Annotated in this window: 19 protein-coding genes; 15 read left to right on the forward strand and 4 right to left on the reverse strand. The window is 64.3% G+C overall.

The annotated features are described in order from the left end of the window. The first annotated feature begins 120 nt into the window (after nucleotides 1-120). The 3 genes from PQG80_RS20785 to PQG80_RS20795 all read left to right on the forward strand — a co-directional run bounded on the left by PQG80_RS20785 (nucleotide 121) and on the right by PQG80_RS20795 (nucleotide 3,106). Nucleotides 121-792: a response regulator transcription factor gene (locus PQG80_RS20785; RefSeq protein WP_271753517.1), complete on the forward strand. Its 672-nt coding sequence runs from the start codon at nucleotides 121-123 to the stop codon at nucleotides 790-792. Next, nucleotides 789-1,808 carry a sensor histidine kinase gene (locus PQG80_RS20790; RefSeq protein ID WP_271753470.1) on the forward strand — a complete coding sequence of 340 codons (1,020 nt, stop codon included), beginning with the start codon at nucleotides 789-791 and terminating at the stop codon, nucleotides 1,806-1,808. The genes PQG80_RS20785 and PQG80_RS20790 overlap by 4 nt, the downstream gene beginning before the upstream one ends. An 89-nt stretch (nucleotides 1,809-1,897) precedes the next feature. Further along, nucleotides 1,898-3,106 carry a sn-glycerol-1-phosphate dehydrogenase gene (locus PQG80_RS20795; RefSeq protein ID WP_271753471.1) on the forward strand — a complete coding sequence of 403 codons (1,209 nt, stop codon included), beginning with the start codon at nucleotides 1,898-1,900 and terminating at the stop codon, nucleotides 3,104-3,106. A 381-nt stretch (nucleotides 3,107-3,487) separates the two neighbouring features. On the opposite strand, the gene PQG80_RS20800 is transcribed toward PQG80_RS20795, so the two are convergent. Further along, complete coding sequence (locus tag PQG80_RS20800; RefSeq protein ID WP_271753473.1) at nucleotides 3,488-4,384, reverse strand: helix-turn-helix domain-containing protein; 897 nt, start codon at nucleotides 4,382-4,384, stop codon at nucleotides 3,488-3,490. 185 nt (nucleotides 4,385-4,569) lie between these two features. Here PQG80_RS20800 and PQG80_RS20805 point away from each other — a divergent pair, with 185 nt between their 5' ends. From PQG80_RS20805 to PQG80_RS20850, 10 genes are all read left to right on the forward strand, one after another. Then, nucleotides 4,570-5,652, forward strand: a complete 1,083-nt coding sequence (locus tag PQG80_RS20805; RefSeq protein ID WP_271753475.1) for a glycoside hydrolase family 172 protein — start codon at nucleotides 4,570-4,572, stop codon at nucleotides 5,650-5,652. Nucleotides 5,653-5,899: 247 nt separating this feature from the next. After that, a complete protein-coding gene (locus PQG80_RS20810) occupies nucleotides 5,900-7,009 on the forward strand; it encodes a glycoside hydrolase family 172 protein (RefSeq protein ID WP_271753476.1) in 1,110 nt (369 codons plus the stop codon). Between the two features lie 28 nt (nucleotides 7,010-7,037). Further along, a complete protein-coding gene (locus PQG80_RS20815) occupies nucleotides 7,038-8,162 on the forward strand; it encodes a glycoside hydrolase family 183 protein (protein ID WP_271753477.1) in 1,125 nt (374 codons plus the stop codon). Between the two features lie 37 nt (nucleotides 8,163-8,199). Then, entirely contained in the window at nucleotides 8,200-9,648 is a 1,449-nt protein-coding gene (locus PQG80_RS20820; protein ID WP_271753478.1) for an ABC transporter substrate-binding protein, read from the forward strand. 104 nt (nucleotides 9,649-9,752) lie between these two features. After that, the gene (locus PQG80_RS20825) at nucleotides 9,753-10,640 is read left to right on the forward strand and encodes a carbohydrate ABC transporter permease (protein WP_271753479.1); all 888 of its coding nucleotides are present in this window, start codon (nucleotides 9,753-9,755) and stop codon (nucleotides 10,638-10,640) included. Between the two features lie 44 nt (nucleotides 10,641-10,684). Continuing rightward, nucleotides 10,685-11,509: a carbohydrate ABC transporter permease gene (locus tag PQG80_RS20830; RefSeq protein WP_271753481.1), complete on the forward strand. Its 825-nt coding sequence runs from the start codon at nucleotides 10,685-10,687 to the stop codon at nucleotides 11,507-11,509. Nucleotides 11,510-11,533: 24 nt separating this feature from the next. Further along, nucleotides 11,534-13,795, forward strand: a complete 2,262-nt coding sequence (locus PQG80_RS20835) for a DUF6259 domain-containing protein (protein WP_271753483.1) — start codon at nucleotides 11,534-11,536, stop codon at nucleotides 13,793-13,795. Nucleotides 13,796-13,913: 118 nt separating this feature from the next. Beyond that, on the forward strand, nucleotides 13,914-15,956 hold the full coding sequence (locus tag PQG80_RS20840; protein ID WP_271753484.1) for a glycoside hydrolase family protein: 2,043 nt from the start codon (nucleotides 13,914-13,916) through the stop codon (nucleotides 15,954-15,956). A gap of 53 nt (nucleotides 15,957-16,009) precedes the next feature. Continuing rightward, a complete protein-coding gene (locus PQG80_RS20845; RefSeq protein WP_271753485.1) occupies nucleotides 16,010-17,074 on the forward strand; it encodes a LacI family DNA-binding transcriptional regulator in 1,065 nt (354 codons plus the stop codon). Nucleotides 17,075-17,076: 2 nt separating this feature from the next. Beyond that, nucleotides 17,077-17,364 carry a hypothetical protein gene (locus tag PQG80_RS20850; RefSeq protein WP_271753487.1) on the forward strand — a complete coding sequence of 96 codons (288 nt, stop codon included), beginning with the start codon at nucleotides 17,077-17,079 and terminating at the stop codon, nucleotides 17,362-17,364. A 58-nt stretch (nucleotides 17,365-17,422) separates the two neighbouring features. On the opposite strand, the gene PQG80_RS20855 is transcribed toward PQG80_RS20850, so the two are convergent. From PQG80_RS20855 to PQG80_RS20865, 3 genes are all read right to left on the reverse strand, one after another. Further along, on the reverse strand, nucleotides 17,423-18,205 hold the full coding sequence (locus PQG80_RS20855) for an SDR family NAD(P)-dependent oxidoreductase (RefSeq protein WP_271753489.1): 783 nt from the start codon (nucleotides 18,203-18,205) through the stop codon (nucleotides 17,423-17,425). Nucleotides 18,206-18,207: 2 nt separating this feature from the next. Beyond that, nucleotides 18,208-18,978 carry a FadR/GntR family transcriptional regulator gene (locus tag PQG80_RS20860; RefSeq protein WP_271753490.1) on the reverse strand — a complete coding sequence of 257 codons (771 nt, stop codon included), beginning with the start codon at nucleotides 18,976-18,978 and terminating at the stop codon, nucleotides 18,208-18,210. A gap of 155 nt (nucleotides 18,979-19,133) precedes the next feature. Then, a complete protein-coding gene (locus PQG80_RS20865; protein ID WP_271753491.1) occupies nucleotides 19,134-19,304 on the reverse strand; it encodes a hypothetical protein in 171 nt (56 codons plus the stop codon). Between the two features lie 157 nt (nucleotides 19,305-19,461). Here PQG80_RS20865 and PQG80_RS20870 point away from each other — a divergent pair, with 157 nt between their 5' ends. Further along, the gene (locus PQG80_RS20870) at nucleotides 19,462-20,877 is read left to right on the forward strand and encodes an FAD-linked oxidase C-terminal domain-containing protein (protein ID WP_271753492.1); all 1,416 of its coding nucleotides are present in this window, start codon (nucleotides 19,462-19,464) and stop codon (nucleotides 20,875-20,877) included. Then, nucleotides 20,870-22,273 carry a (Fe-S)-binding protein gene (locus PQG80_RS20875; RefSeq protein WP_271753493.1) on the forward strand — a complete coding sequence of 468 codons (1,404 nt, stop codon included), beginning with the start codon at nucleotides 20,870-20,872 and terminating at the stop codon, nucleotides 22,271-22,273. Before PQG80_RS20870 ends, PQG80_RS20875 begins: the two co-directional genes overlap by 8 nt. Nucleotides 22,274-22,303 lie beyond the last annotated feature (30 nt).

Raw genomic sequence — 22,303 nt, forward strand, 5'->3', positions numbered from 1 at the left:
GCGGAGGCGCCTAACCTAACAATATTGTCACATACGGCGTGTTGCGCGCGGCCGGCGGGGATGGTATGAATGACTCATGCGAAAAGGCGAACGGCCAGACGGGGAGGCATGCGGGTGAGCATGAAAATTATGATCGTCGAGGACGACCCCACGATCCGGGAGCTGATCGCGGAGGCGCTCGGCAAGTGGGGCTTCGACGCCTGCCTCGAAGTGGACTTCGGCCAGGTACTGGCCGGATTCGTCCGGGAAGCGCCGCATCTGGTGCTGATGGACATCAACCTGCCCTCGTTCGACGGCTTCTACTGGTGCGGACGGATCCGGGAGGTGTCGAAGGTGCCGATCCTGTTCCTCTCCTCGCGCGACACGCCGATGGATATGGTCATGTCGATGAACATGGGCGGGGACGACTTCGTGCAGAAGCCGTTCCATATCGACGTGCTCGTGGCCAAGATCCAGGCGCTGCTGAGGCGGACGTATGCCTACCTGGACGCGCAGCCGAGCGTCATCGAGCACGATGGCGTGGTGCTGGACCTGAGGGACGGAACGGTATTCCTGGGAGACAGCCGGGCGGAGCTGACCAAGACGGAGTTCGCGATCCTGAGCCTGCTCATGCGGAACAAGGGCGCCATCGTCAGCCGCACGAAAATCATGCGCGCGCTCTGGGAGGACGAGAGCTTCGTGGACGAGAACACGCTTACCGTCAACATCGGGCGGCTGCGGCGGAAGCTGGCGGAGCTCGGCCGGGAGGATTATATCGCGACCCGCAAGGGACAGGGGTACGTCGTGCCATGACATTCGCCGACTATGTCAGGGATAAAGCGCCGTTCCTGCTGTTCGCGGCAGGCCTGACCGCATTCGTCGCCTTGATGATGGCCGTCAGCGGCGTCGATTCGGACACCGTCCTGTATACCGCTTCGGCTTGCCTCGTGTTTACGGTCGGGTATGCGTTCGCGGGTTATGCCTATCGGAGAGCCTTCTACCGGGAGCTCGAGCTGAGCATGGACGCCAAGGACGCCAAGGTCGACCATCTGCCCAGGCCTCAGACGAGAGGGCAAGGCCGGCTGCTGGCCTTCGTCCGGCACCGGCAGGACGAGCACGAGGGACAGCTGCGCCGCCTGCGGGCGGAGATTCGCGAGCACCAGGACTTCGTCATGTCCTGGATTCACGAGGTGAAGCTGCCGATCGCCGCCGCGCGGCTGCTGCTGGCGCGGGAAGAGGCGCTGCCGGAGGCGCTCGCGGACAAGCTCGAGGACGAGATCGGCAAGATCGACAGCTACGTCGAGCAAGCGTTGTATTTCTCGCGCATCGATTCCTTTTCCAGGGACTACTACATCGCCGAGCTGCCGCTGCAGACGCTCGTCAAGGCGAGCGTGCGCAAATACGCCAAGCTGTTCATCAACAAACGGATCGCCTTCGAGATTCAGGAGGGAGAGCTCCGCGCGCACAGCGACGGCAAGTGGCTCGCCTTCATCGTCGAGCAGATCATGGCCAACGCGCTCAAGTATACGCCGGAGCAGGGACGGATCGCGGCGGGCTGGGAGGAGGACGCGGCGGAGAAGCGGCTGTGGATCGAGGATAACGGGATCGGGATTCCGCCGGAAGAGCTGGGCCGCGTTTTCGACAAAGGCTTTACGGGGACGAACGGCCGCAGTCACGCCAAGTCGACGGGGCTCGGGCTGTACCTGGCGAGGCAGATGGCGCTTAAGCTCGGGCATCGGCTGTCCGTCCGCTCGGAGCCGGGCGCGGGGACGCGGCTTACGATCCATTTTCCGAAGTTCAGATCATACAATGACATCGGGCAGCCCTGAGGCAAGCCCGCGCTTGCGCCGCGATGCGAATAGGCGTTTACTAAGTGAAGGAAAGCTTGATAGACTCGCTCAGGAGGGAGACCGTCACCGTGAATCATCATACCGATATCATCGCATCCGTCATCCGCGAGGCGGAGGCAAGAGGCATCCGGCTGGAGGGCGTCGCGTTCCCGGACGAGATCGTCCTGGAGCCGGGCGCGATCGCGCGCTTGCCGGCATACCTGTCAGGGAAGGGACACAAGCGCGCGCTGCTGGTCGGAGACCCGGTCACGATCGCGGCGGCCGGCGGCGAGGGGCTGGCGGCATCGCTGCGCGGGTTGGGCATCGAGACCGAGACGACGCTTGTGACGCCCAATGCCGCGGGCGACGTAGTGGCGGACGAGGCCTCGGTCGTGCAGGCGCTGCTGGACATGCAGAAGCATCGGGCGGACGTCGCCGTAGCGGTCGGCGCGGGCACGCTGCACGACATTACCCGATATGCGGCGTATACGTCGGGATTGCCGTTCGTGTCGGCGCCGACGGCGCCGTCGGTCGACGGCTTCACTTCGAAGGGAGCGCCGCTGCTCATTCGCGGCGACAAGATCACCGTTCCGGCGATCGGCCCTTCTGCGATTTTCGCGGATACGGACATCCTGGCGCAAGCGCCCGCGGCGATGGTCGCGGCCGGCTTCGGCGACATGCTCGGCAAGTACACGTCCTTGTTCGACTGGAAGGTCGGCCATGCGATCGGCGGCGAGGACTACGATCCGTTCGTCGCCGAGCTGACCGGCAGCGCGCTGGACGCGTGCGTCTCGCGCGTCGAAGCGATCGGCGGCCGGACGCCGGAGGGCATCGAGACGCTGACGCGCGCGCTCATCGTGTCGGGTCTCGCGATGCTGATCTTCGGCCAGTCCCACTCCGCCTCGGGGGCCGAGCATCATTTGTCGCACTATTGGGAAATGGAGCTGCTGCGAACCGGGCGCCGGCAGGTGCTTCACGGGGCCAAGGTCGGCGCGGCGTGCGCGATCATCGCGGACCATTACCGCCGCCGGCTGGGACAGGCCGCAGAGGCGGGGGCGTCCGGGTCGGATGCTGCGCTCGCCGCGCGGCTCGGCGACCGGCTGCCCGAGATCGCGGCCTGGCTCGGCGAGCTCCCAGGCGCTGCGCGCATCCGGGAGCTGCTGCGGATCGCGGGCGGCCCCGCGGAGCCGGAGGCGCTCGGGATCGATGCCGAGCTGGTCTTGCGGTCGCTCCGCGAAGCGGACGAGATCCGCCCGGGCCGCAAGACGCTGCTGCGCCTAATTAACGGCAGACCATGAAGAGGCTGTCTCCAATGCCGTCTTCGGCGTTGGGGCAGCTATTTGTGTCGCAAACGTTCCACCCATCCGCAAGAAGTTCCAACTGAGACTACTTGCCTGCGTGACCGGCCACTTCCTCACAATAAGTCCTAACGGAGACCACTTTTCCTGCGCTACCCGCTCCCGCGTCGCAAGAAGTCTCAACCGAGATTACTTTTCCCCTCACTTAGCCACCTCTTAGCAAGAAGTCTCAACCGAGACCACTTTACCTGCGTGACCGGCCACTTTCTCGCAAGAAGTCTAACCGAGACCACTTCGTCCCACCGTCCGGCCCCCGCGTCGCAAGAAGTCTCATCTAAGACCGCTTTGTCCCCGAGCCACGCCTGCTCCCCCCCGCACGCCTCACTCCCCCAGATAAGCGCGGATGTATTGCCTCGGCGACACGCCTTCCGCCTGCTTGAACGCCTTGCTGAACGCATACACGCTCCCGTACCCGACCTCCTCCGCGATCGAGGTGAGCGAGCGCCGGCCGTAGATCATGAAGCCCTTCGCCTTCTCCATGCGCTGCCGGACCTGGAACTGATGCGGCGACAACCCGAACTTCTCCTTGAACAGGCGGGAGAAGTGGAAGACGCTGAGGCAGGCCAGTTTGGACAGCTCCTCGAGGCTGACCGTCCGGTTGTAATGATCCACGATAAAGGTGACGGCTCGTTCGAGCGTCTTCTCGTGCAGGCTCAGATGCGCCTTGTGCTGCGCTTCGAGCCCCGTGAGCAGCAGATGCAGAATGTGCAGCACGAGCGACTTTTGCAGCACGATGAAGGCCTCGTCTCTTCGGTCGTAAGCATGGATCAGCTTCATCAGCAGCCGGTGGATCTCGCCGTGGCCGCCGATGCGGATGACGTCGGGCATGCCGAGCGCGTCCCCCAGGTGATTGGGGCGGATGAGGCGGGCTTCGGCCTCCGTGCATTCGGCGCGCGTCTTGAAGTTGACGGGGACGTCCTCGAACGAGGCGTCGTCCATGACGTCGAAGTGAATGTGCGGCATCCAGCATTCGCCGGACGAGCCGATAAACTCGTGCTCGACGCCGGGCTTCAGCAGGAGGATATCGCCGGGTACGAGCGTATGCGGCCGGTCTTCGATCCGCAGCCGCAGCTCCCCTTTTTCCAGATAGAGCAGCTCGTAGTCGAATATAATGCGCGGCTTGAGCTGCATATCGACGGCGCGGTGGTTCCATGCCCGGCGCACGTTGGGCGACATCTGCCTGAGCAGCTCGCGCACGGCATCCGATGGTGCGGCCATGAAGTCCCTCCTCGAGAAAAGCAAGATCGGATAAACAATCACAATCCGCAATAAGGAACTTGCCCTAACAATTTGCTAAGATCAGTGTTGCAAGCGCTATCATGCATAGCAAGCTTTATTATAATCCCGGACGCCGATCTTGGCTACGGAATAAGAAGTTAGCGTGGGAAAAGGAGTTGGCCGAATTGAACGGTTTTAACGGACTGAACCTGGGACTGGGCAATCTGGCGAGGCTGTCGGATGCCAAGACGAGATCGATCAGCGCCGAGAACTTTACGGGCGGCAAAGGACAGGGGGCCATGGCGACGGGAGGGACGGGCGCGAACTGCGCGCGGGACCTCGGGGTCGGCTGGAAGGTGTCTCCCTCCGTCGAGATCGAGCCGAACGCGACCTTCGTCATGGGCGATATCGAAGGACCGGGCGCGATCCAGCATATGTGGATGACGGGCGTGCCGGGCCATTGGCGCAATATGATCCTGCGCCTCTACTGGGACGGCGAGGAGGATCCTTCCGTCGAAGTGCCGATGTGCGACTTTTTCTGCAACGGGTGGCAGGAGCGCGCGGACGTCAATTCGTTGCCGATCGCGGTCAACCCGGCGGGCGGCTTCAACAGCTACTGGCAGATGCCTTTCCGCAAGTCCGCCCGCATCACGATGGAGAACCGCAATCCGGAGAAGGCCGTGCTCTATTTCCAGATCGACTATACGCTCACCGAGGTGCCGGAAGACGCGGCCTACTTCCACGCGCAGTGGCGGCGCAGCAATCCGGTCGCCTACAAGGACGTGCATACGATTCTGGACGGCGTCCGCGGCCGGGGTCATTACGTCGGCGTCTATCTGGCTTGGCAGGTGAACAACACCGGCTGGTGGGGAGAGGGCGAGATCAAGTTCTACATGGACGGGGATAAGGAGCATCCGACGATCTGCGGCACGGGCACCGAGGATTACTTCGGCGGGGCTTGGAATTGGGAGCAGCCGCAGGGCACGTACCGGACGTATTCGACCGCGTACCTGGGCATGCACCAGGTCATTAAGCCCGACGGCCTGTACCGCAGCCAGCAGCGCTTCGGCATGTACCGCTGGCACGTGATGGACCCGATCCGCTTCGACAGCGACCTGCGGGTGACGATCCAGGATCTGGGCTGGCGCTCGGGCCATCGTTATCTGCCGCAGCAGAGCGACATCGCGTCCACGGCGTTCTGGTACCAGTCCGAGCCGCACGCGCCGCACCCGGCGCTGCCGGACAACGATGCGCGCGAGGTGATCTAGCGTAGGGCGGACAACAGACGGGGTTCCGTTGTCCGCTTGCTTTCGACAACTTTCTGCAATCGATTGCAGCCTTGCCGCGATCTGCGGCCTGCTGGACGGCGAGCATGTCCGGCGCACGGCTTCTTCGGACGCGTCCTTCTAACCCCTGATCTGCAATCGATTGCCGAATGGATGGATCTCGTACAAGAACCGGGATGTTGCCCGCATCTACGCATCCGCACTTCCAGACACAAAGGAGAACTGGCCCATGGATATGCAGCAAAGCCTGTCTACGCTCAGCCGGTCCAGAATCGGCAAAAGAAAACGCGAATCCAGCTACGACCGCACCGGGGGCAACAAGGATTTCTTCTCCGTCCGGCCGGGCGACCACGCGGAGATCTGCAGCATCGGCGGCGCGGGCGCCATCACGCATATCTGGATGACGATGGCGACGGACGCGCCGTCCGAGGAACCGTATTTGCCCCGCAAGATCGTGCTTCGCATGTATTGGGACGGGGAGTCCGAGCCCAGCGTAGAGGCGCCCATCGGCGATTTCTTCGGGATGGGGCACGGCATCACCCGCAATTATACGTCGGCGGCGCTCATGATGAGCCCGGAGGACGGCAAGGCATTCAACTGTTTCTTCCGGATGCCGTTCGCCCGGGGCGCCCGCATCACGGTTGAGAGCGAGGCCGACCAGCCGATCAAGTTTTATTTCTACGTCGACTACGAGGCCTATGACAGCCTGCCAGCGGAGGAGCTGCGGTTCCACGCCCAGTGGCGGCGGGAGTGCCCGACGGACGGCATCGAGGAAGCGGGCGCGGACAACGCCGAGTTCGAGTTCGGGGGCAAGAATACGACGGGCGAAGGCAACTACGTCATCCTGGAGGCGGCGGGCAAGGGCCACTATATCGGCTGCAACTTCAACGTACACAATCTTCGCGAGACGCGGGAGTGGAATTGGTACGGCGAAGGCGACGACATGATCTTCATCGACGGCGAACCTTGGCCGCCTACGCTGCATGGCACCGGCATGGAGGATTACTTCAATACCGCCTGGTGTCCGCAGCAGGAGGTATGCACGCCCTATCACGGCATCATCCTCGGCGGCGGTCCCAACTGGAGCGGCAAAATCTCGACCTATCGCTATCACGTCCTCGATCCGATCATGTTCGACGACAGCATCCGCGTGACAATCGAGCACGGCCACAACAATCACCGCAGCGACGACGTCTCGTCCACGGCCTACTGGTACCAGAGCGAGCCGCATCGACCGTTTCCGGCGCTTCCCGGCATTGCGGGCCGGCTGCCGCTGCCGGACGTCAAGCCGTTCGACGGCGCATCTCTGGGCCGCATCTTCGGCCACTCGAATCCGTAAGCACGAGTCTGCGAAAGGAGGTGGGGGCGTGAGGCCCATAGCGAGCTCGGCTGCCATAGCCGCCGTTCTTCTACTGGCGCTGACCGGCTGCGCGAGCGGCACATCGGAGGATCCGATGCTGACGTCTGCGGGCAAAGGCTTTAAGTTGCGCGGCATCTCGGGCATGACGCAGGTATCGCAGATCACGGGAGCGGAGTCGCCCAACAAGACCGACCGGTATGCGGTGTACGGGACCGATCTGGGCTCCATGATGAACGACGGCGACCGGACGTACTTCGTGTTCGGCGATACGTTCGGCGAGCGGCCTGCGGACCAGATCGGGGGCGGCGGGAGCTTCTGGCGTTCCAATACGCTCGGGGTTACGACCGACGACGACCCGTCGGACGGGATCGCGCTGGACGGCATGATCGCGGAGGAGGACGGGACGGCCAAGGAGCTGCTTCCTTCCAAGAAGATCGACTACGACGAGATGACGAAGATTCCGACGCACGGCGTCGCCGCGGGCGGCGCGCTCTATCTGTACTACATGTCGGTGAGCCACTGGGGCGATCCGGGCCGTTGGGACGCCGGCTACGCGAGTCTGGCCAAGTCCGCGGACCAGGGGCAGAACTGGACGCTGACGGACGGCGTCCGATGGCCGGGCGACAGCGGATTCGTCCAAGTGAGCCCGTACAAGGTGACTCCCAAGGGCGGTCAGGCGGAGATCTACTTCTGGTGCATCCCGGCCGGACGGTTCGGCGGCGTGAAGCTGATGAAGGTCGCCGAGGCGGACATCGAGCGACAGGAGGCCTATCGCTATTATGCCGGGCTGGACGGCGATCGGAAGCCCGTCTGGAGCGGGGACATGGCGCAAGCCGCCGTCGTGGTGGACGATACGGCAGGCGAGCTGTCCGTCGTATGGAACGACTACCTCGGCCGATGGATCATGACCTACCTGCAAGAAGGACGCGGCGTCGTGATCCGCGAAGGCTTGGCGCCATGGGGGCCATGGGGCGAGGCGTTCGATCTCGTGACGAAGGAACAGCAGCCCGGACTGTACGGTCCCTACATGAACGACCGCTATACGGCGGACGGCGGCAAGACGATCTACTTCTCGCTGTCGCTGTGGGATCCGTACAACGTTTTTTGGTTCAAGGCGACGCTTGAAAAATGAAAGCGCAAACAGAGAACAAATAGGGAGGACTTATCACATGCACGCTAAAAAGGGCAAGAAGTTCCATTCTCTGACGGCGATGTCTTCCGCGCTGCTGACGCTGTCGCTCGCGGTCACGGCCTGCGGCGGCTCCAACGGCTCCGGCGAAGCGAGCCCGAGCGCTTCGGCCGGCTCCAGTTCTCCTGCCGGCTCGAGCTCCCAGGCCAGCCCGAGCGCCTCGGCCTCCGCGAGCGCGTCGGAGAGCGCCGCGCCCGCGGAGAAGGTCAAGATCGATTTCTGGACGCAGAAGTTCGAGGATACGACCGACGCCTGGTTCAAGAAATACGTGGAGGCCTACAACAAGTCCCAGAGCAACGTCGAGATCAAGCTCACGATCGTGCCGGGCGATGCCTGGGACCAGAAGATGAAGGCCGCACAGGCCGCGGGCAAGGCGCCGGAGATCCGCACGATCAGCTACGGCAATATCGCCAACGCCGCCAAGACCGGCCAGATCCTGCCGCTCGACGATCTCATGGACCCGGAGGTCTTTGCGGACCTGTACGACAACGTCAAGGAATTCGTCAACGTCGGCGGCAAGTATTATGCCTATCCGAAGCTCGTAGAGCCGTCGTCCGTCATGTTCTACCGCAAGGATCTGTTCGCGGCGGCCGGACTCGATCCGGAGAAGCCGCCGACGACCTGGGCGGAGCTGCTGGAGGACGCCAAGGCGCTGACCAAGAAAGGCGTATTCGGGCTCTCGATCGCGCAGAACGCGCCCGATCTGGGCTGGTCGAGCTGGGGGCTGCAGTACAACGCCGCGGGCCATCTCGCGCTGACGGACGACTGGTCCAAGGCCGACGTCAACAACGACGGGTATAAGGCGCTCTACAAGTTCTACCAGGATGCCTATCAATCCGGCGCCATGCCGAAGCAGCAGCTCGCGCCCTATGCGGACATCAAGGGCTTCGGCGAGGGCAAGGTCGCCATCCAGATCTGCGGCTCCTGGGCGATCGGCCAGCTCCGCAACTCGTACAAGAACATGATCGACAAGGTCGGCATCGCGCCGATGGCCTCCATCGACGGCGATCAGACCAAGCCGACGGCGACGCTCGGCGGCTGGACGCTCGCCGTGGACGGCAAGGCGGGCCATCCCCAGCAGGCGGCGGACTTCATCTCCTACCTGCTCGCCGGCGACCCGCAGATCATGATCGACTTCTTCAAGTCGGCGCAGTTCTCCAAGTTCTCGCCGCGCCAGTCCGTCGACGAAGCGATGAAGTCCGATCCGGACGCCTCCAAGGATACGTGGCGCGCGCTGATCGCGGAGAAGATCATCCCTTACGCCAAGGCGGAGCCGCTCTATCCGTGGGACGTGGCCCTGGCGGTCTCGACGGGGATCGAATCCGCGATGAAGGGCACGAGCGTCGACAAGGCGATCGCCAAGGCGGAGAAGGACGTCAACGACTTCATCGCGAAGAACAAGCTCGCCGGCACGAATCCGAAGGCATAAAGCGCGGGGAACGCACGCCCGCAAGACAGGCACATGCGCGATCCGCCGGACGTTCGCTCGTCCGCCGGGTCGCGTCCTCATCCGAGCCATGGCGGTGATCAAGCATGCGAAAGAACCCTGCGAAGCGGGACAACGGCCCTGCCTACCTCCTGCTGGCGCCCATCGTGATATTGCTGACCGTATTCGTCGTCATCCCGTTCTTCTACGCGCTCGTCGTCAGCTTCTACGATTGGAGCTTCTATCAGGAATCCGTGTTCGTCGGCGCGCGCAACTATTATCTCGTCCTGACGGACGACCTGTTCCTCGAATCGGTGTGGACCGGCCTCAAGTTCGCCCTGATGGTCGTGCCTGCCATGCTGATCCTGGCCTTTCTGTTCGCGAACGTCGTCAAGAACCTGTCGCCCCGGTTCTCGGGCTTCGTCAAGACGTCGGTCTACATCCCGACCATCATCTCCGGGATCGTAGCCTCCGTTATCTTCGTCTTCATCTACGACTATACCGCCGGCTTGGCGAACTATATTCTCGGCTGGTTCGGCCTGGAGCCGAAGGCATGGCTGGCGGAGGTGGGCACCGCGCTGCCGAGCATCGCCGTGCCGGCCGTGTGGCTCGGGTTCGGTCTGACGGCGCTCATCATGCTGTCGGGGCTTCACGACATTCCGGAGAGCTACTACGAGGCGGCGGCGCTGGAGGGAGCGGGCACCTGGGCCAAGATGCGTCATATTACGATTCCGCTCATGCGCAACGTCATCCTGTACCTGCTCGTGACCGGCTTCACCGCCCAGATCTCGCAGTTCGAGCTGTCGCTCGTCATGACCAACGGCGGCCCGCTCAGCGAGACGGTGACGCCCAACCTTTACATCCTGAACCATTTCCGCAACGACGTGATGGTCGGCAACTCGATCGCCGCCTCGCTGCTGCTGTTCGTGGTGCTGGGCAGCATCTCGGCCATAATCTTCAGAGTGCTCAATTCGGAGAAAGCCGTCGACGGCTGATCCGCGGCTGATCCGAGGTACCGCAGAAAGGAGGATGCCCAGGCATGAATACGCTCACTCGTTTGCAAAAGTCGCTCATCGCGGCGATCTCGGCGCTCGTAACGCTGGTCGCGCTGTTCCCGCTGCTGTGGGTCGTCATCGCGGGCTTCAAGGAGCGGGCGGAGGTGCTGGCGACGCCGTTCCGCTTTTTCCCTAGACGCTGGCTCGTACAGAACTATACGGACATCCTCGGCGACGGGACGTTTCTCAAGTCGATGGCGGTCACGTTCGGCGGCGCGGTTCTGTTCGCCATGCTGAGCCTCGCCGTCAACGCGGCGGCCGCTTATGCGTTCGCCAGGCTGGATTTCCGCTTCAAGCGGTTCCTATGGGTATACGTCATCGCTACGATGTTCATCCCCGGCATGGCGATCCTGCTCACCTCGTTTATCGTCGTGAACAAGATGGGCATGCTCGATACGCTCTGGGTGCTCGTGCTGCCCGGGGTCGCCTCGGCCGGCCATATGTTTTTTATCCGGCAATTTTATCTGAACATCCCGCTCGCGCTGGAGGAAGCCGCCCTGATCGACGGGGCCGGACGGATCAAGATCTTCACGTCCGTCTTCCTGCCGATGTCGTTCCCCGTGTTCGTCATCGTCGGGATCGGGTCTTATCTGGGTTACTGGAACTCGTTCGTCTGGCCGACGATGACGATCACCAACCCGAACCTGTTCCAGATCATGCAATACCTGTACACGTTCCGCTCCGAGCGGGCGACCGAGATGGGGATGCTCATGGCCGGCTCCGCGCTGTCCGCGCTGCCGACGATCATCCTGTTCCTGATCTTCCAGAAGCACATTATCTCGGGCATTAAGATATCCGGTTTGAAATAAGCGAACGCGGGGAGGCGGCCGCCGATGATCGTACTGGAAAATGAACGGCTGCGGCTGACGTTGGACGCGCGCGGCGGCGCGATCCGGGGCCTCCGCGACCTGGGCAGCGGCATCGACTACATCGCGGACACCGGCGGCGCGCCGGCCGTCGCGTTCCGGCTGGAGACCGACGAAGGCTTCGAGGAAGCTTTCGAAGCTTTCGAATGGTCGATGGCCGGCGAAGCTGCGCAGGGCGCGGCGCGCGGCGTCTCGCTCGTCTGGCGGACGGCCGGCGGCATCACGGTGCGCGCGGAGATCGAGCTGGCCGCCGGAGAGGAGACGCTGCGGTTCCGCTGCCGGGCGGACAATCCGCCGCACGGTCGTCTGCACAGTCTGGAGTACCCGGTATTCCCCGATCTCGCGCCGATTACGGCGGGCGGAGAACGGGACTATATCGCGCATCCGTTCGCGACGGGCGTCCTGGTGCGCAATCCGATGGCGCATTTCTCGGCGAACGGCGCCGGTCTCCGGTACATGCCGTATCCCGAGTGCTTTTCCGGCGCTTCGATGCAGTTCTTCGCCTATTGGGGCGCGGGCAGAGGCGGATTGTACTTCGCCGCGCTCGACGGCAACGGGCATCCCAAGTGGCTAAACTTCTACAAGAACGGCGGCGGTCTGCTCGAAGCGTCCTTCATCCACGGATGCGAGGATATCGGTCCGGCCAAGGGCATCGCGCCGCCGTACGAAGTGCAGGCGGTCCTTCTGGGCGGGGAGGGCTGGCACGAAGCGGCGGACCGGTACAGGGAGTGGGCGGAGCGCCAACCTTGGTGCGCGAAGGGCAAGCTCGCGGACCGGGAGGACGAGGACGGCGCATGGCTGCACAGAGACATGGGAGCGGCTACGTTCGGCATCAACGCGGGCTCGGACCGGACGGCCTGGCTGCATGCTTACCATGCGCGCATCCGCACCCCGATGTTCCATGTGCTCGGACCCGATTGGACCCGCGCGCCCCAGACGTTCGGGAGCGGCGTGCCCGGCGGCATGGCCGACTGGTTCCCGACCCGCTTCAACCGCGCCAATCTGGATGTCATGCAGCAATACGGCGACAAGTACGCGCCGTTCGAATTCGACTATCTGTATCACTTCGAAGGCGCCGACGGCGAGCTGGGCCGCGCTGCAGCGCAGCGGTTTCCGGACAACAAGAAGAGCATCGACGCGTACCGGTTTCCTTTCCTCTGCCCCGCGCATCCGTACGCGCACGATTTTCACGTGCGCCGCGACGCGGAGCTCGCGCGGACCGTTGACGTCGACGCGATCTATTACGACATATCGGCCAACAACATCCTCAAGGTCTGCATGGACGAGAGCCATGGCCATCCGGTCGGGGCCGGGCGCGCGATCGAGGAGGCGTACCGCCGCAATTACGCGGACACGAAGGCGGCCATGGGCGGCATCGCCGGGCGGTACGTGCCGATGGGTACGGAGATGATGAACGAGACGATGCTGGGCCTGATCGACTTCTATCAGGCGCGGGCGGGAGGCCAGCCGGCCGCGCCGCTGGAGCTCTATCCGCTGCGCGACCTGATCAAGAGCGGGGACGCGGAGCTGATCCCGCTGTTCGCCTACGTATACCACGACTACGGCATTCTGCGCCTCGACGGGTGGGGCAAGCTCGCGCGGGAGATCGGCGATCTGTACTACTACACGGTCGCTCGCACGTATCTATGGGGCGGCCTGTACGAGCTCAACTACGAATACAGCCCGATGGAGTCGCTGGACGGCGCGGAGAACGCGCCGGAGGAGCACTATTATACGTTCGAGCCGAGAGGCTACGCCTTCGACGACGCCCGGGCGGATTATCTCGGCGTCTACGCGAGGCTTCGCGTAGGCGCGGCCAACAAGTACTGGGCGTTCGGCCGGATGCTGCGCCCGCTCGCATTCGAGCCGCCGCGGCTCGCGCTGGATTGGTTCCATTACAATCACGGCACCGATTCGCCCGAGTACAACGACGCGGGCACGCTGACGGTCGATGCCGTCGTCCACGCGGCCTGGCGTTACAAGGAGGACAGCGTCGGGCTGTTTTTCGCCAATGCGAGCGGCGATCCGCAGCGGATCAGCGCGAGGCTAGATCCCGCCGACTACGGGATGACGCGGATCGAGGTCTCCGTGCACGGCGCGGAGACGACGGACGTCCCCATGCTCGAGCGCGGCCCGGACGGCAGCGCGAAGTTCGCGATCCCGGCGCGGTCGATCCTCCTGATCGAGCTGTCCGGTCCGATTCAGGGCGGAGGCGTAGACGTAAGATAAACGTAAGGGTTATCGAGTGACCGCGCCAGGTGCGGACCAAGATTCGCCGGCGCGATTGCCGGCGAGCGGGGACCGGCGCAGCATTCCTTGCGCTGGGCGCAGACAGGAGGCCTGCCGTTTGAAGCAGACCGAATTAACAGGCTATTTCGCAGGCAAGTTCGTCCGTCAGGTCCTGTGCGATACGCTCGGAGGGGCGTCGTCGGAGGTGACGGTCGATTCGCACAACGGCGACACGATGCATTGCACGCTAACTTTCTCCCTCGGCGCGCCGACCCGTCAGGATGACTGGCGCCTGCGCGTAGAGCCGGCCTTCGAGCCGAATTTCCGCTGGGCGCCTCATCTGACGCCGACCGACCGGCACGTGATCGACCGGCATTGCTTCCGCTCGCCCGCGCTTATCGTCGGGGACGGGCTGCGGACGATGATCCTGATCCCGGATCTCGACCTGCTCGCCGCGGATGCGCCGGTCGGATGGTACATGGACCTGGACGCGCCGCGCAATGCGCTCACGCTCGGCATGAGCCGCAGCAGGCCGGAGGAGCATGTGCTCTTCGTCCGCGAGCCGGGAGCGGCCTACCCCGCGGGGACGGTCCGGATCGGCTTCTATCTCATGACGTTCGAGGACGAGGCGGTCGCTGCGGATCCTTGGCGTCCCGCGCTCGCCTTCCTGTGGCGGCGGTGGGGTTCGCCGCGGATGCGGGCCGGCGCGCCTGAGACGGGGCCGCTCCTGCGGTACGTCGAGCGGACGTACGACTGGGCGTTCGACCACTGGGCGGACGCCGTCTGGCAGCAATTCGAGCAGGACGGACGGGAGGTCGGCGCTTGCGCTTTTATCGTCGACGCGAGCCAGAGTCCGAACTTCCCCGGTCCGGCCAGCGAACGGGAGCCCCGCTCGGTCTGGAACCAGGCCTGGTTCAGCTCGCTGCGGTCCGCGTCGGGCATGTACCGCCACGCCCGCAGGACCGGAGACGCCGATCTGCTCCGCCGCGCGCGCATGGCCAAGGAGCTCGCGCTCTCCGCGCCACGGCGGGAAGGGCTGTTCCCGTCGGTCATCGCGACGGAGATGGAGCGCGTCCGGGCGCCGGACGGGACGGAGGTTAACCGCTCGCGGGGCTGGGAGGAGGCGTTCTGGGGCAACTCGAACCGCAATCCGCAGTTCCCGTGGACGCGCGGCGGCACGATCCGGGAGGCGCCGTACCATATCCTCGACATGAGCTGGACCGCGCTCCTCATGCTGCGGTGGTACCGGGACCTGGAGCGCGACGAGCGGCTGCTCGATTACGCGCGATCCTACGCGGAAGCGCTGCTCGCTCTGCAGGACGCCGAAGGGTATTTTCCCGCCTGGCTGGAGCAATCCTCCCTGCGTCCGCTCCCGGAGCTGGCGCAGTCGCCGGAGACCTCGATGTCCGTCACGTTCCTGCTGGCGCTCTGGGAGATCGTACCCGAGGCCCGATACAAGGACGCCGCGCTGAGGGCGATGGACGCCGTGCTCGGGGAGATCGTGCCGGCGGGCAGATGGGAGGACTTCGAGACGTATTGGTCCTGCTGTCCCTACGGCGCGGAGGAGCTGCAGGGTCGGCGGGTCGCGCGCAACGGCATGTTCAAGCAGTGCAACCTGTCGATGTTCTGGACGGCAGAGGCGCTGCATGCGAGCTGGCGGACGACCGGCGAGAGGCGCTATCTCGCGGGCGGCGAGCGGTGTTTGGACGAGCTGCTGATGACGCAGGCGTCCTGGCAGCCGCCCTATATCTTCGTCGAGGCGCTCGGCGGCTTCGGCGTCATGAACGCGGACGGCGAATGGAACGACGCGCGCCAGAGCCTGTTCGCGGAGCTGATCCTCCGGTACGGCATGGAGCTGGACCGGATCGAATACATCGAGCGGGGCGTCGCTGCGCTGCGCGCGTCCTTCGTCATGATGTACGCGCCCGAGAACGCGAAGACGCGCGCGCAGTGGGAGCGGGCCTTTCCCTTTTTCGGAGAGAAGGACTACGGCTTCATGATGGAGAACTACGGGCACGGCGGGCAGACGGGGCCGGACGGCTTGGGGATGGGCAGCTTCACGATCTTCGACTGGGGCAACGGCGCAGCGGCCGAAGCGTACCTGCGCATCCGGGACCGGCTGGGGGATGAGCTGGAGCGGCGCTACGGGCTCAGCTTGTGACCGCTCGGCATGATGTGCGGGGTCGCAACGAGGGAGGAGGAAGGAGGACCGCGGTGGATAAGCATACGATTTATCATATCGCCGACCGGGTCGGCATGTCGCCTTCCACGGTGTCGCGCGCCCTGTCCGGCCGAGGCTACTGCGGTCCGAAGACGAAGGAGAAGATCCTGGCGGTCGCCAAGGAGCTCGACTATGCCCCGGACAACGCGGCCAAGATGCTCAAGATGGGCAGGACCAACAAGATCATTTTCGCCGTTCCCGACATCTGCAACCCCTTCTACTTCGACATGATCAACGGCATCAACCAGGTGCTGGAGGCGCACGGGTACCTGATGATCCTCATTTATACGAAGCACAGCCTGCAGGACGAGCTCAAGGCGATTCAGAATTTGCGCGAAAAGGTCGCGGACGGCATGATCATGGTCTCCTTCAACTTCTGCGAGGACAACATCGGCGCGATCAACGCGGCGAACGCGCCCGTCGTGCTCACCAACGCCTACCGGTCCCCGCAGGGAGGCGATCGCTTCGACTACGTCTATGTGGATACGTACGAGGGCATCCGGCTGGCAACGGCGCATCTGCTGGATCAGGGGATCGAGCGGATCGCCTACCTGGGCGGCAGTCTGAGCGAGCAGACCGGCTACCAGCGATTTTGCGGGTATCGCGAGGCGATGCGGGAGGCGGGCTTGCCGATCGCGGACGCGCTCGTCGCCGAGTCGGACTATACGGAGAAGGGCGGTTACTTGACCGCCCGGTCTTGGTTCGAGGGGCCGGACCGGCCCCAAGGCATCGTGGCCGCCAACGACCTCATGGCGATCGGCATCATGAAGGCGTGCGAGGAGGCGGGCTTGCGCATACCGGAGGACGTGACCGTCGTCGGCATGGACAATCTGGACATCGCCTCCAGGGTGTATCCTAAGCTGACGTCCGTGGCGATGCAACAGGAGGAGATCGGGAGGCAAGCCGCCGAGGTGCTCATGCGGCGTCTGCAGGGCGACCGTTCGCGCCAGCAGGGCGTCCGGCTGGCCCCGGCGCTGGTCGTGCGGGAGTCGAGCATGCGGGCGGCGGGTGTGCGGGTGCCGGATATGCAGGTGCTGGGCATGCAGGAGCAGGAATAAGGATGCGCCAGCGTCTTATCGCGGCGGAAATGGCGGTTAGTGGCGGAATAAGAATGCAGCAGCGTCTTATTTCGGCGGAAGCGGCGGTTTGCGGCGGAATAAGAATGCGCCAGCGTCTTATCGCGGCGGATATGGCGGTTGGCGGCGGAATAAGAATGTGCCAGCGTCTTATCGCGGTGGAATTGGGGGTTGGCGGCGGAATAAGAATGTGTGAGCGTCTTATCGCGGCGGAAACGGCGGTTTGCGGCGGAATAAGAATGCGCCAGCGTCTTATTCGGGCAGCAGAATGAGCAGCGCGACGTCCGGCCGGATATGAAGCCGGGGGGGACGTCGCGCCGCTCTTTTTTACTATAGCGCCGGGGCCGAGCCGCCGTCGATGTTGACCGCGGTGCCGGTGACGTAGGAGGCCGCGCCGGATACGAGGAAGGCGATCACGCGCGCCGCCTCCTCGGTGTCGCCGATGCGCCCGAGCGGGATGTTGTGCTTCGGATCGCGCGCATATTGCTCCCACGGGACGTCCGGCGCCTCGCGCCGCCACCGGGCTTCGAGCTGGCCGCTGCGGATAAGCCCGATGCAGACGGTATTCACGCGGATGCCGTCCGCCGCCAGGTCGCGGCTCAGCGCCTTGGTCAGCGCCAGGCCCGCCGCGCGGCTGACGGAGGTCGGGAGCGAGGCGGCGCCGGGCGTCTTGGCGAAGTTGGCCGTGACGTTGACGACGGCGCCGCCGCCGCTCCGCTTCAGGTACGGCAATGCCGACTGCGTGAAGCGGATCGCGCCGAACAGCTTCAGGTCCAGATCGTCGCGCCAGACGGCGGGCTCGACCTTTTCGAACGGCGCGGCGTTAGAGGCGCCTGCGTTGTTCACCAGAATATCGATGCCTCCGAAACGCTCCGCCGCCTTAACGACCGCATACTCCACGTCGCTGTCGCTCGTGACGTCGGCTACGATCGCCAGCGCCTCATGTCCCGTTTTCTCCTTGATGAGCGCCTCCGCCTTCTCGAGCTCGTCCGCGCCGCGGGCGACGATGACGACGTTGGCGCCTTCCTCCGCCAGCAGCAGCGCCGTATGAAGCCCGATGCCCTTGCTCCCGCCCGTGACGATCGCGGTCTTGCCCTTCAACCCTAAGTCCATGATTATTCCCCCTTCTCCTTCTCCTTCTGATGCGCGTCTGTCTCCGGTTGGCCCGCTTTTCGGCCCAGCGCGGTCTGCAATACCTTCTCCACCTTCGACAGGTGCAGCCCGATCCGCTCCGAAGCCCGGACGGCATCGCGCGCCTCGATTGCCTCGCAGATGCTCCGGTGCTCCTCCAGCAGACGGGACGCCTCGGCCTGCTCCTGGTAGAACCATAGCTCCCGCGTCCGCCCGATCGTCTCGGACAGCCGCTGCGAGATCGAGTCCATCAGCTGGTTCAGCACCGGGTTGCCCGAGGCGGACGCGATCGCCTGATGGAACTCGAGATCGGCCCGCTCGCCGCCCGCCGGGTCGTCGTCGGCCAGCGCCGCCTCCATCCTCGCCAGAATCGCGCGGAGCCTGGCCAGATCGTCTTCGCTTCGCTTCAAGGCGGCGAGCTCCGCGGTTCCCCGCTCGAGAATCTTGCGCACCTCCAGAATCTCCATCACCGCCTCGGCGCCCTGGGACAAGTCCAAGAGCCCGGGGGCAGGCGCCTGCGGCAGGGCCTTGGCTGCGTAGGTGCCGCCGCCGTGCCGAACGTCCAGCCAGCCCATCGCCTTCAGCGCGCTGATCGCCTCGCGGATCGTGGAGCGGCCGACGCCGTAAGCTTCGGCCAGCTTTTCGAGCGAAGGGAGCTTCTGCCCGGGGACCAGCTCGCCGCTCTCCAGCTGCCGTCTGATATCGCGCGACACGATCTCGTGTCCTTTTTGCGTCTCGATCTTGGTCGGTCGCATGCCTGTCGCTCCTTGCCTCGCGCTTGTTAGTCAATAGCATAAAACATTTAAGCGCAAAAGTCTTGCGAAGCAGGGGAGGCTCTGAACGCAGCAATTCCGGTAAAGTCCGGCGGCGCAAAAAAACCGCGGCAGACCGCCGCGGCTCGCTTCGAAGCTTATTTCTGTTCTTCGGCGGATTTGTGATTCGTGAAGGTTTCCTCCACCGAATCGATCATTTCCTCCACCGCATCGTTCAACATATCGGTCGCCAGCAGGTCTTCCTGTCCGTCCGGCGTGGGGGTGGAAGCCTCGGTATAGGATTCGACGTCTCCGTCTTTGCGTATCATGGGAATTCCTCCTTTCGTGTCATATTTAGAATTACCCAGACTAGACGCCCCATACCCAGCTCGGCGAACGCGGGATAAAAAGGCATTTACGAAAGGGAGAATTCCCGGTACAATAAAAGTCATCAGATGACCTGAACAATTAGGGGTGAAATGGAAGATGGCGGAATCAGCGTTCGCGTCCAAACTGCGCGGCATTGTCGGCGATCGTTACTATAGAGAGGATATGGAGGCGCGCGTCGCGCATTCCTACGACGGCACGCCCATGCTCCAGGCGCTGCCCGACGGCGTCGTTTATCCGGCGTCCACGGCGGAGGTAGCCGCGGTGATGAAGGTGCTCGCCGAGCATCGCGTCCCGCTCGTGAGCCGGGGCTCCGGCTCCAATCTGTGCGGCGGCACCGTGCCCGTAGAGGGCGGCGTCGTCATGGTCATGCACCGCATGAACCGGATACTGGAGGTCGACCTGGAAAATCTGACGGCGACCGTACAGCCGGGCATTATCACGGCCGAGTTCATCGCGCATATCGAGTCGCTGGGGCTGTTCTACCCGCCGGATCCGAGCAGCATGCGCATCTCGACGATCGGGGGCAACATCGCGGAGTGCTCCGGCGGTCTGCGCGGCCTCAAGTACGGGACGACCAAGGACTACGTCATCGGGCTCGAAGCCGTGCTCGCGAGCGGCGAGATCATCCGGACGGGCGGCAAGCTGATGAAGGACGTGGCCGGGTACGATCTGACCAAGCTGCTCGTCGGCTCGGAGGGCACGCTCGCGATCATCACCGAGGCGACGCTGAAGCTCGTGCCGCCGCCGCGCGCCAAGAAGACGATGCTGGCCATGTACCGCGATCTGTACGGCGCCGCGCGGACCGTGTCCCGCATCATCGAGGCGCGGATCATCCCGGCCACGCTGGAGTTCATGGACAACCCGACGATCCGGGTCGTCGACGACTTCGCCAAGCTCGGGCTGCCGCTGGACATGGAGGCGATCCTGCTCATCGAGCAGGACGGCGATCCGGAGGCGGTCGAGCGGGATATCGCGCTGATCGAGCAGATCTGCATCGCGGAGCAAGCGGATCGCGTGCAGGTGGCAGCCGATCGCGAGGAGGCCGAGCGGCTGCTGACCGCCCGGCGCAGCGCATTTACGGCGCTCGCGCGGCTGCGCCCGACGACGATCCTCGAGGACGCGACCGTGCCGCGCTCCAAGATCGCGGACATGGTGCTGCGCATCAACGAGATCGCGCGCAAATATGGCGTCACGATCGCCACGTTCGGCCACGCGGGCGACGGCAATCTGCATCCGACCGCGACGACGGACGCGCGCGACCATGAAGAGGTGCACCGCGTCGAGCTGGCGTTCGCGGAGATTTTCGAGGCGACCATCGAGCTGGGCGGCACGATCACGGGCGAGCACGGCGTAGGCATCGTGAAGGCGCCATACCTGGAGTGGAAGATCGGTTCTGCCGGCCTCGACATGATGAAGGGCATCAAGAACGCGTTCGATCCGCATAGGCTGCTCAACCCGGGCAAGCTGTTCGCCAAGGAGACGAGAAAAAGGGTGGTGCTGCAGCATGACTAGCCAAACCTTCGGCAAGCCGGACATCGCGCATGCGAACCCGCTGGCGCGCACGATGCTGAAGAAGCTCGACTACGATCAGCTGACCAACTGCATGCGCTGCGGCTTCTGCCTGCCGGCCTGTCCGACCTTCCGCGAGACGGGCGTGGAGCCCGAATCGCCGCGAGGCCGGATCGCGCTCATGAAGGCGGTCGTAGACGGCGTGATGGAGCCCGACCAGGCGTTCGAGGACCAGATGAACCATTGCCTCGGCTGCCGCGCCTGCGAGCCGGTCTGCCCGGCGGACGTCAAGTACGGCCAGCTCATCGAGCAGACGCGGGACGCGATCGAGGATCACGCGCGCCACGGAGCGGTCGTGAGCGGGACGCGCAAGCTGTTTTTCCGCGGCGTATTCCCGCATCAGAACCGGATGAAGCTGCTCGGCAAGTCGCTCAGGCTGTACCAGAAATCCGGGCTGCAGAAGATCGCGCGCGGCACGGGCGTTATGAAGCTGTTCCCGGCCCACATGCGGGAGATGGAGCAGATTCTGCCGGAAGCCGCGTCGAAAGGCGTCATCGAGCGGATCGGCGAGCGTTACCCGGCCAAGGGAGAACGGATCGCGACGGTCGCATTGTTCAGAGGCTGCATCATGGACGTCCTGTTCGCCGATACGAACGTGAACACGGTGAAGCTGCTGTCCGAGGCGGGCTTCGACGTCGTCATTCCCAAGACGCAAGGCTGCTGCGGCGCGCTGCATGCGCACAGCGGCGAGATGGACCAGGCGCGCGAGCTGGCCCGCGTCAACGTGAAGGCCTTCAAGGATGCCGGCGTCGACTATATCGTCAGCAATGCGGGCGGCTGCGGCGCCCTGCTGGTGGAGTACGATCATCTGCTTCACGAGGACGCGGCATGGGCGGACGATGCGGCCTGGTTCGCTCGGCGGGTCGTCGATATCAGCACGATCCTGGTGGACAAAGGGCGCGTGCCCGCGTTCGCGGAAGCGATGGCCGAAGCGCAAGGCGCGGTGCCGGCCGCAGCTGCGGAGACCGGGGCATCCGTGACGATTACGTACCAGGACTCGTGTCATTTGCGCAACGTCATGAAGGGCTCCGCCGCGCCGCGCAAGCTCATGAAGTCGGTGGAGGGGGCTCACTTCTGCGAGATGCGGGAATCCGACCGCTGCTGCGGGTCCGCCGGCATCTACAATGTCACGCAGCCGGAGATGGCGGGACAGCTCCTCGAGCACAAGATGGAGCACGCCAACGCCACGGAGGCGCAATACATGCTGACGAGCAACCCCGGCTGCCTGCTGCAGATGAAGCTCGGCATCGACAAGCATGGCCGCGGCGGCGATATGAAGGCGATGCACATCGTCGACTATCTGTACGAGCGGATCGCGCAGCCGACCGGCGAGGCATGAGCGGAGGAAGCGCGCTATATTTGCCGAAAC

It is taken from the genome of Cohnella rhizoplanae (assembly GCF_948329515.1).
GTDB lineage: Bacteria > Bacillota > Bacilli > Paenibacillales > Paenibacillaceae > Cohnella > Cohnella rhizoplanae.

Coding starts and splice junctions, on each gene's coding strand:
- PQG80_RS20785 (WP_271753517.1), top strand. CDS start 121: ATGAAAATTATGATCGTCGAGGACGACCCCACGATCCGGGAGCTGATC.
- PQG80_RS20790 (WP_271753470.1), top strand. CDS start 789: ATGACATTCGCCGACTATGTCAGGGATAAAGCGCCGTTCCTGCTGTTC.
- PQG80_RS20800 (WP_271753473.1), bottom strand. CDS start 4,384: ATGGCCGCACCATCGGATGCCGTGCGCGAGCTGCTCAGGCAGATGTCG.
- PQG80_RS20810 (WP_271753476.1), top strand. CDS start 5,900: ATGGATATGCAGCAAAGCCTGTCTACGCTCAGCCGGTCCAGAATCGGC.
- PQG80_RS20820 (WP_271753478.1), top strand. CDS start 8,200: ATGCACGCTAAAAAGGGCAAGAAGTTCCATTCTCTGACGGCGATGTCT.
- PQG80_RS20825 (WP_271753479.1), top strand. CDS start 9,753: ATGCGAAAGAACCCTGCGAAGCGGGACAACGGCCCTGCCTACCTCCTG.
- PQG80_RS20830 (WP_271753481.1), top strand. CDS start 10,685: ATGAATACGCTCACTCGTTTGCAAAAGTCGCTCATCGCGGCGATCTCG.
- PQG80_RS20835 (WP_271753483.1), top strand. CDS start 11,534: ATGATCGTACTGGAAAATGAACGGCTGCGGCTGACGTTGGACGCGCGC.
- PQG80_RS20850 (WP_271753487.1), top strand. CDS start 17,077: ATGCGCCAGCGTCTTATCGCGGCGGAAATGGCGGTTAGTGGCGGAATA.
- PQG80_RS20855 (WP_271753489.1), bottom strand. CDS start 18,205: ATGGACTTAGGGTTGAAGGGCAAGACCGCGATCGTCACGGGCGGGAGC.
- PQG80_RS20860 (WP_271753490.1), bottom strand. CDS start 18,978: ATGCGACCGACCAAGATCGAGACGCAAAAAGGACACGAGATCGTGTCG.
- PQG80_RS20865 (WP_271753491.1), bottom strand. CDS start 19,304: ATGATACGCAAAGACGGAGACGTCGAATCCTATACCGAGGCTTCCACC.
- PQG80_RS20870 (WP_271753492.1), top strand. CDS start 19,462: ATGGCGGAATCAGCGTTCGCGTCCAAACTGCGCGGCATTGTCGGCGAT.
- PQG80_RS20875 (WP_271753493.1), top strand. CDS start 20,870: ATGACTAGCCAAACCTTCGGCAAGCCGGACATCGCGCATGCGAACCCG.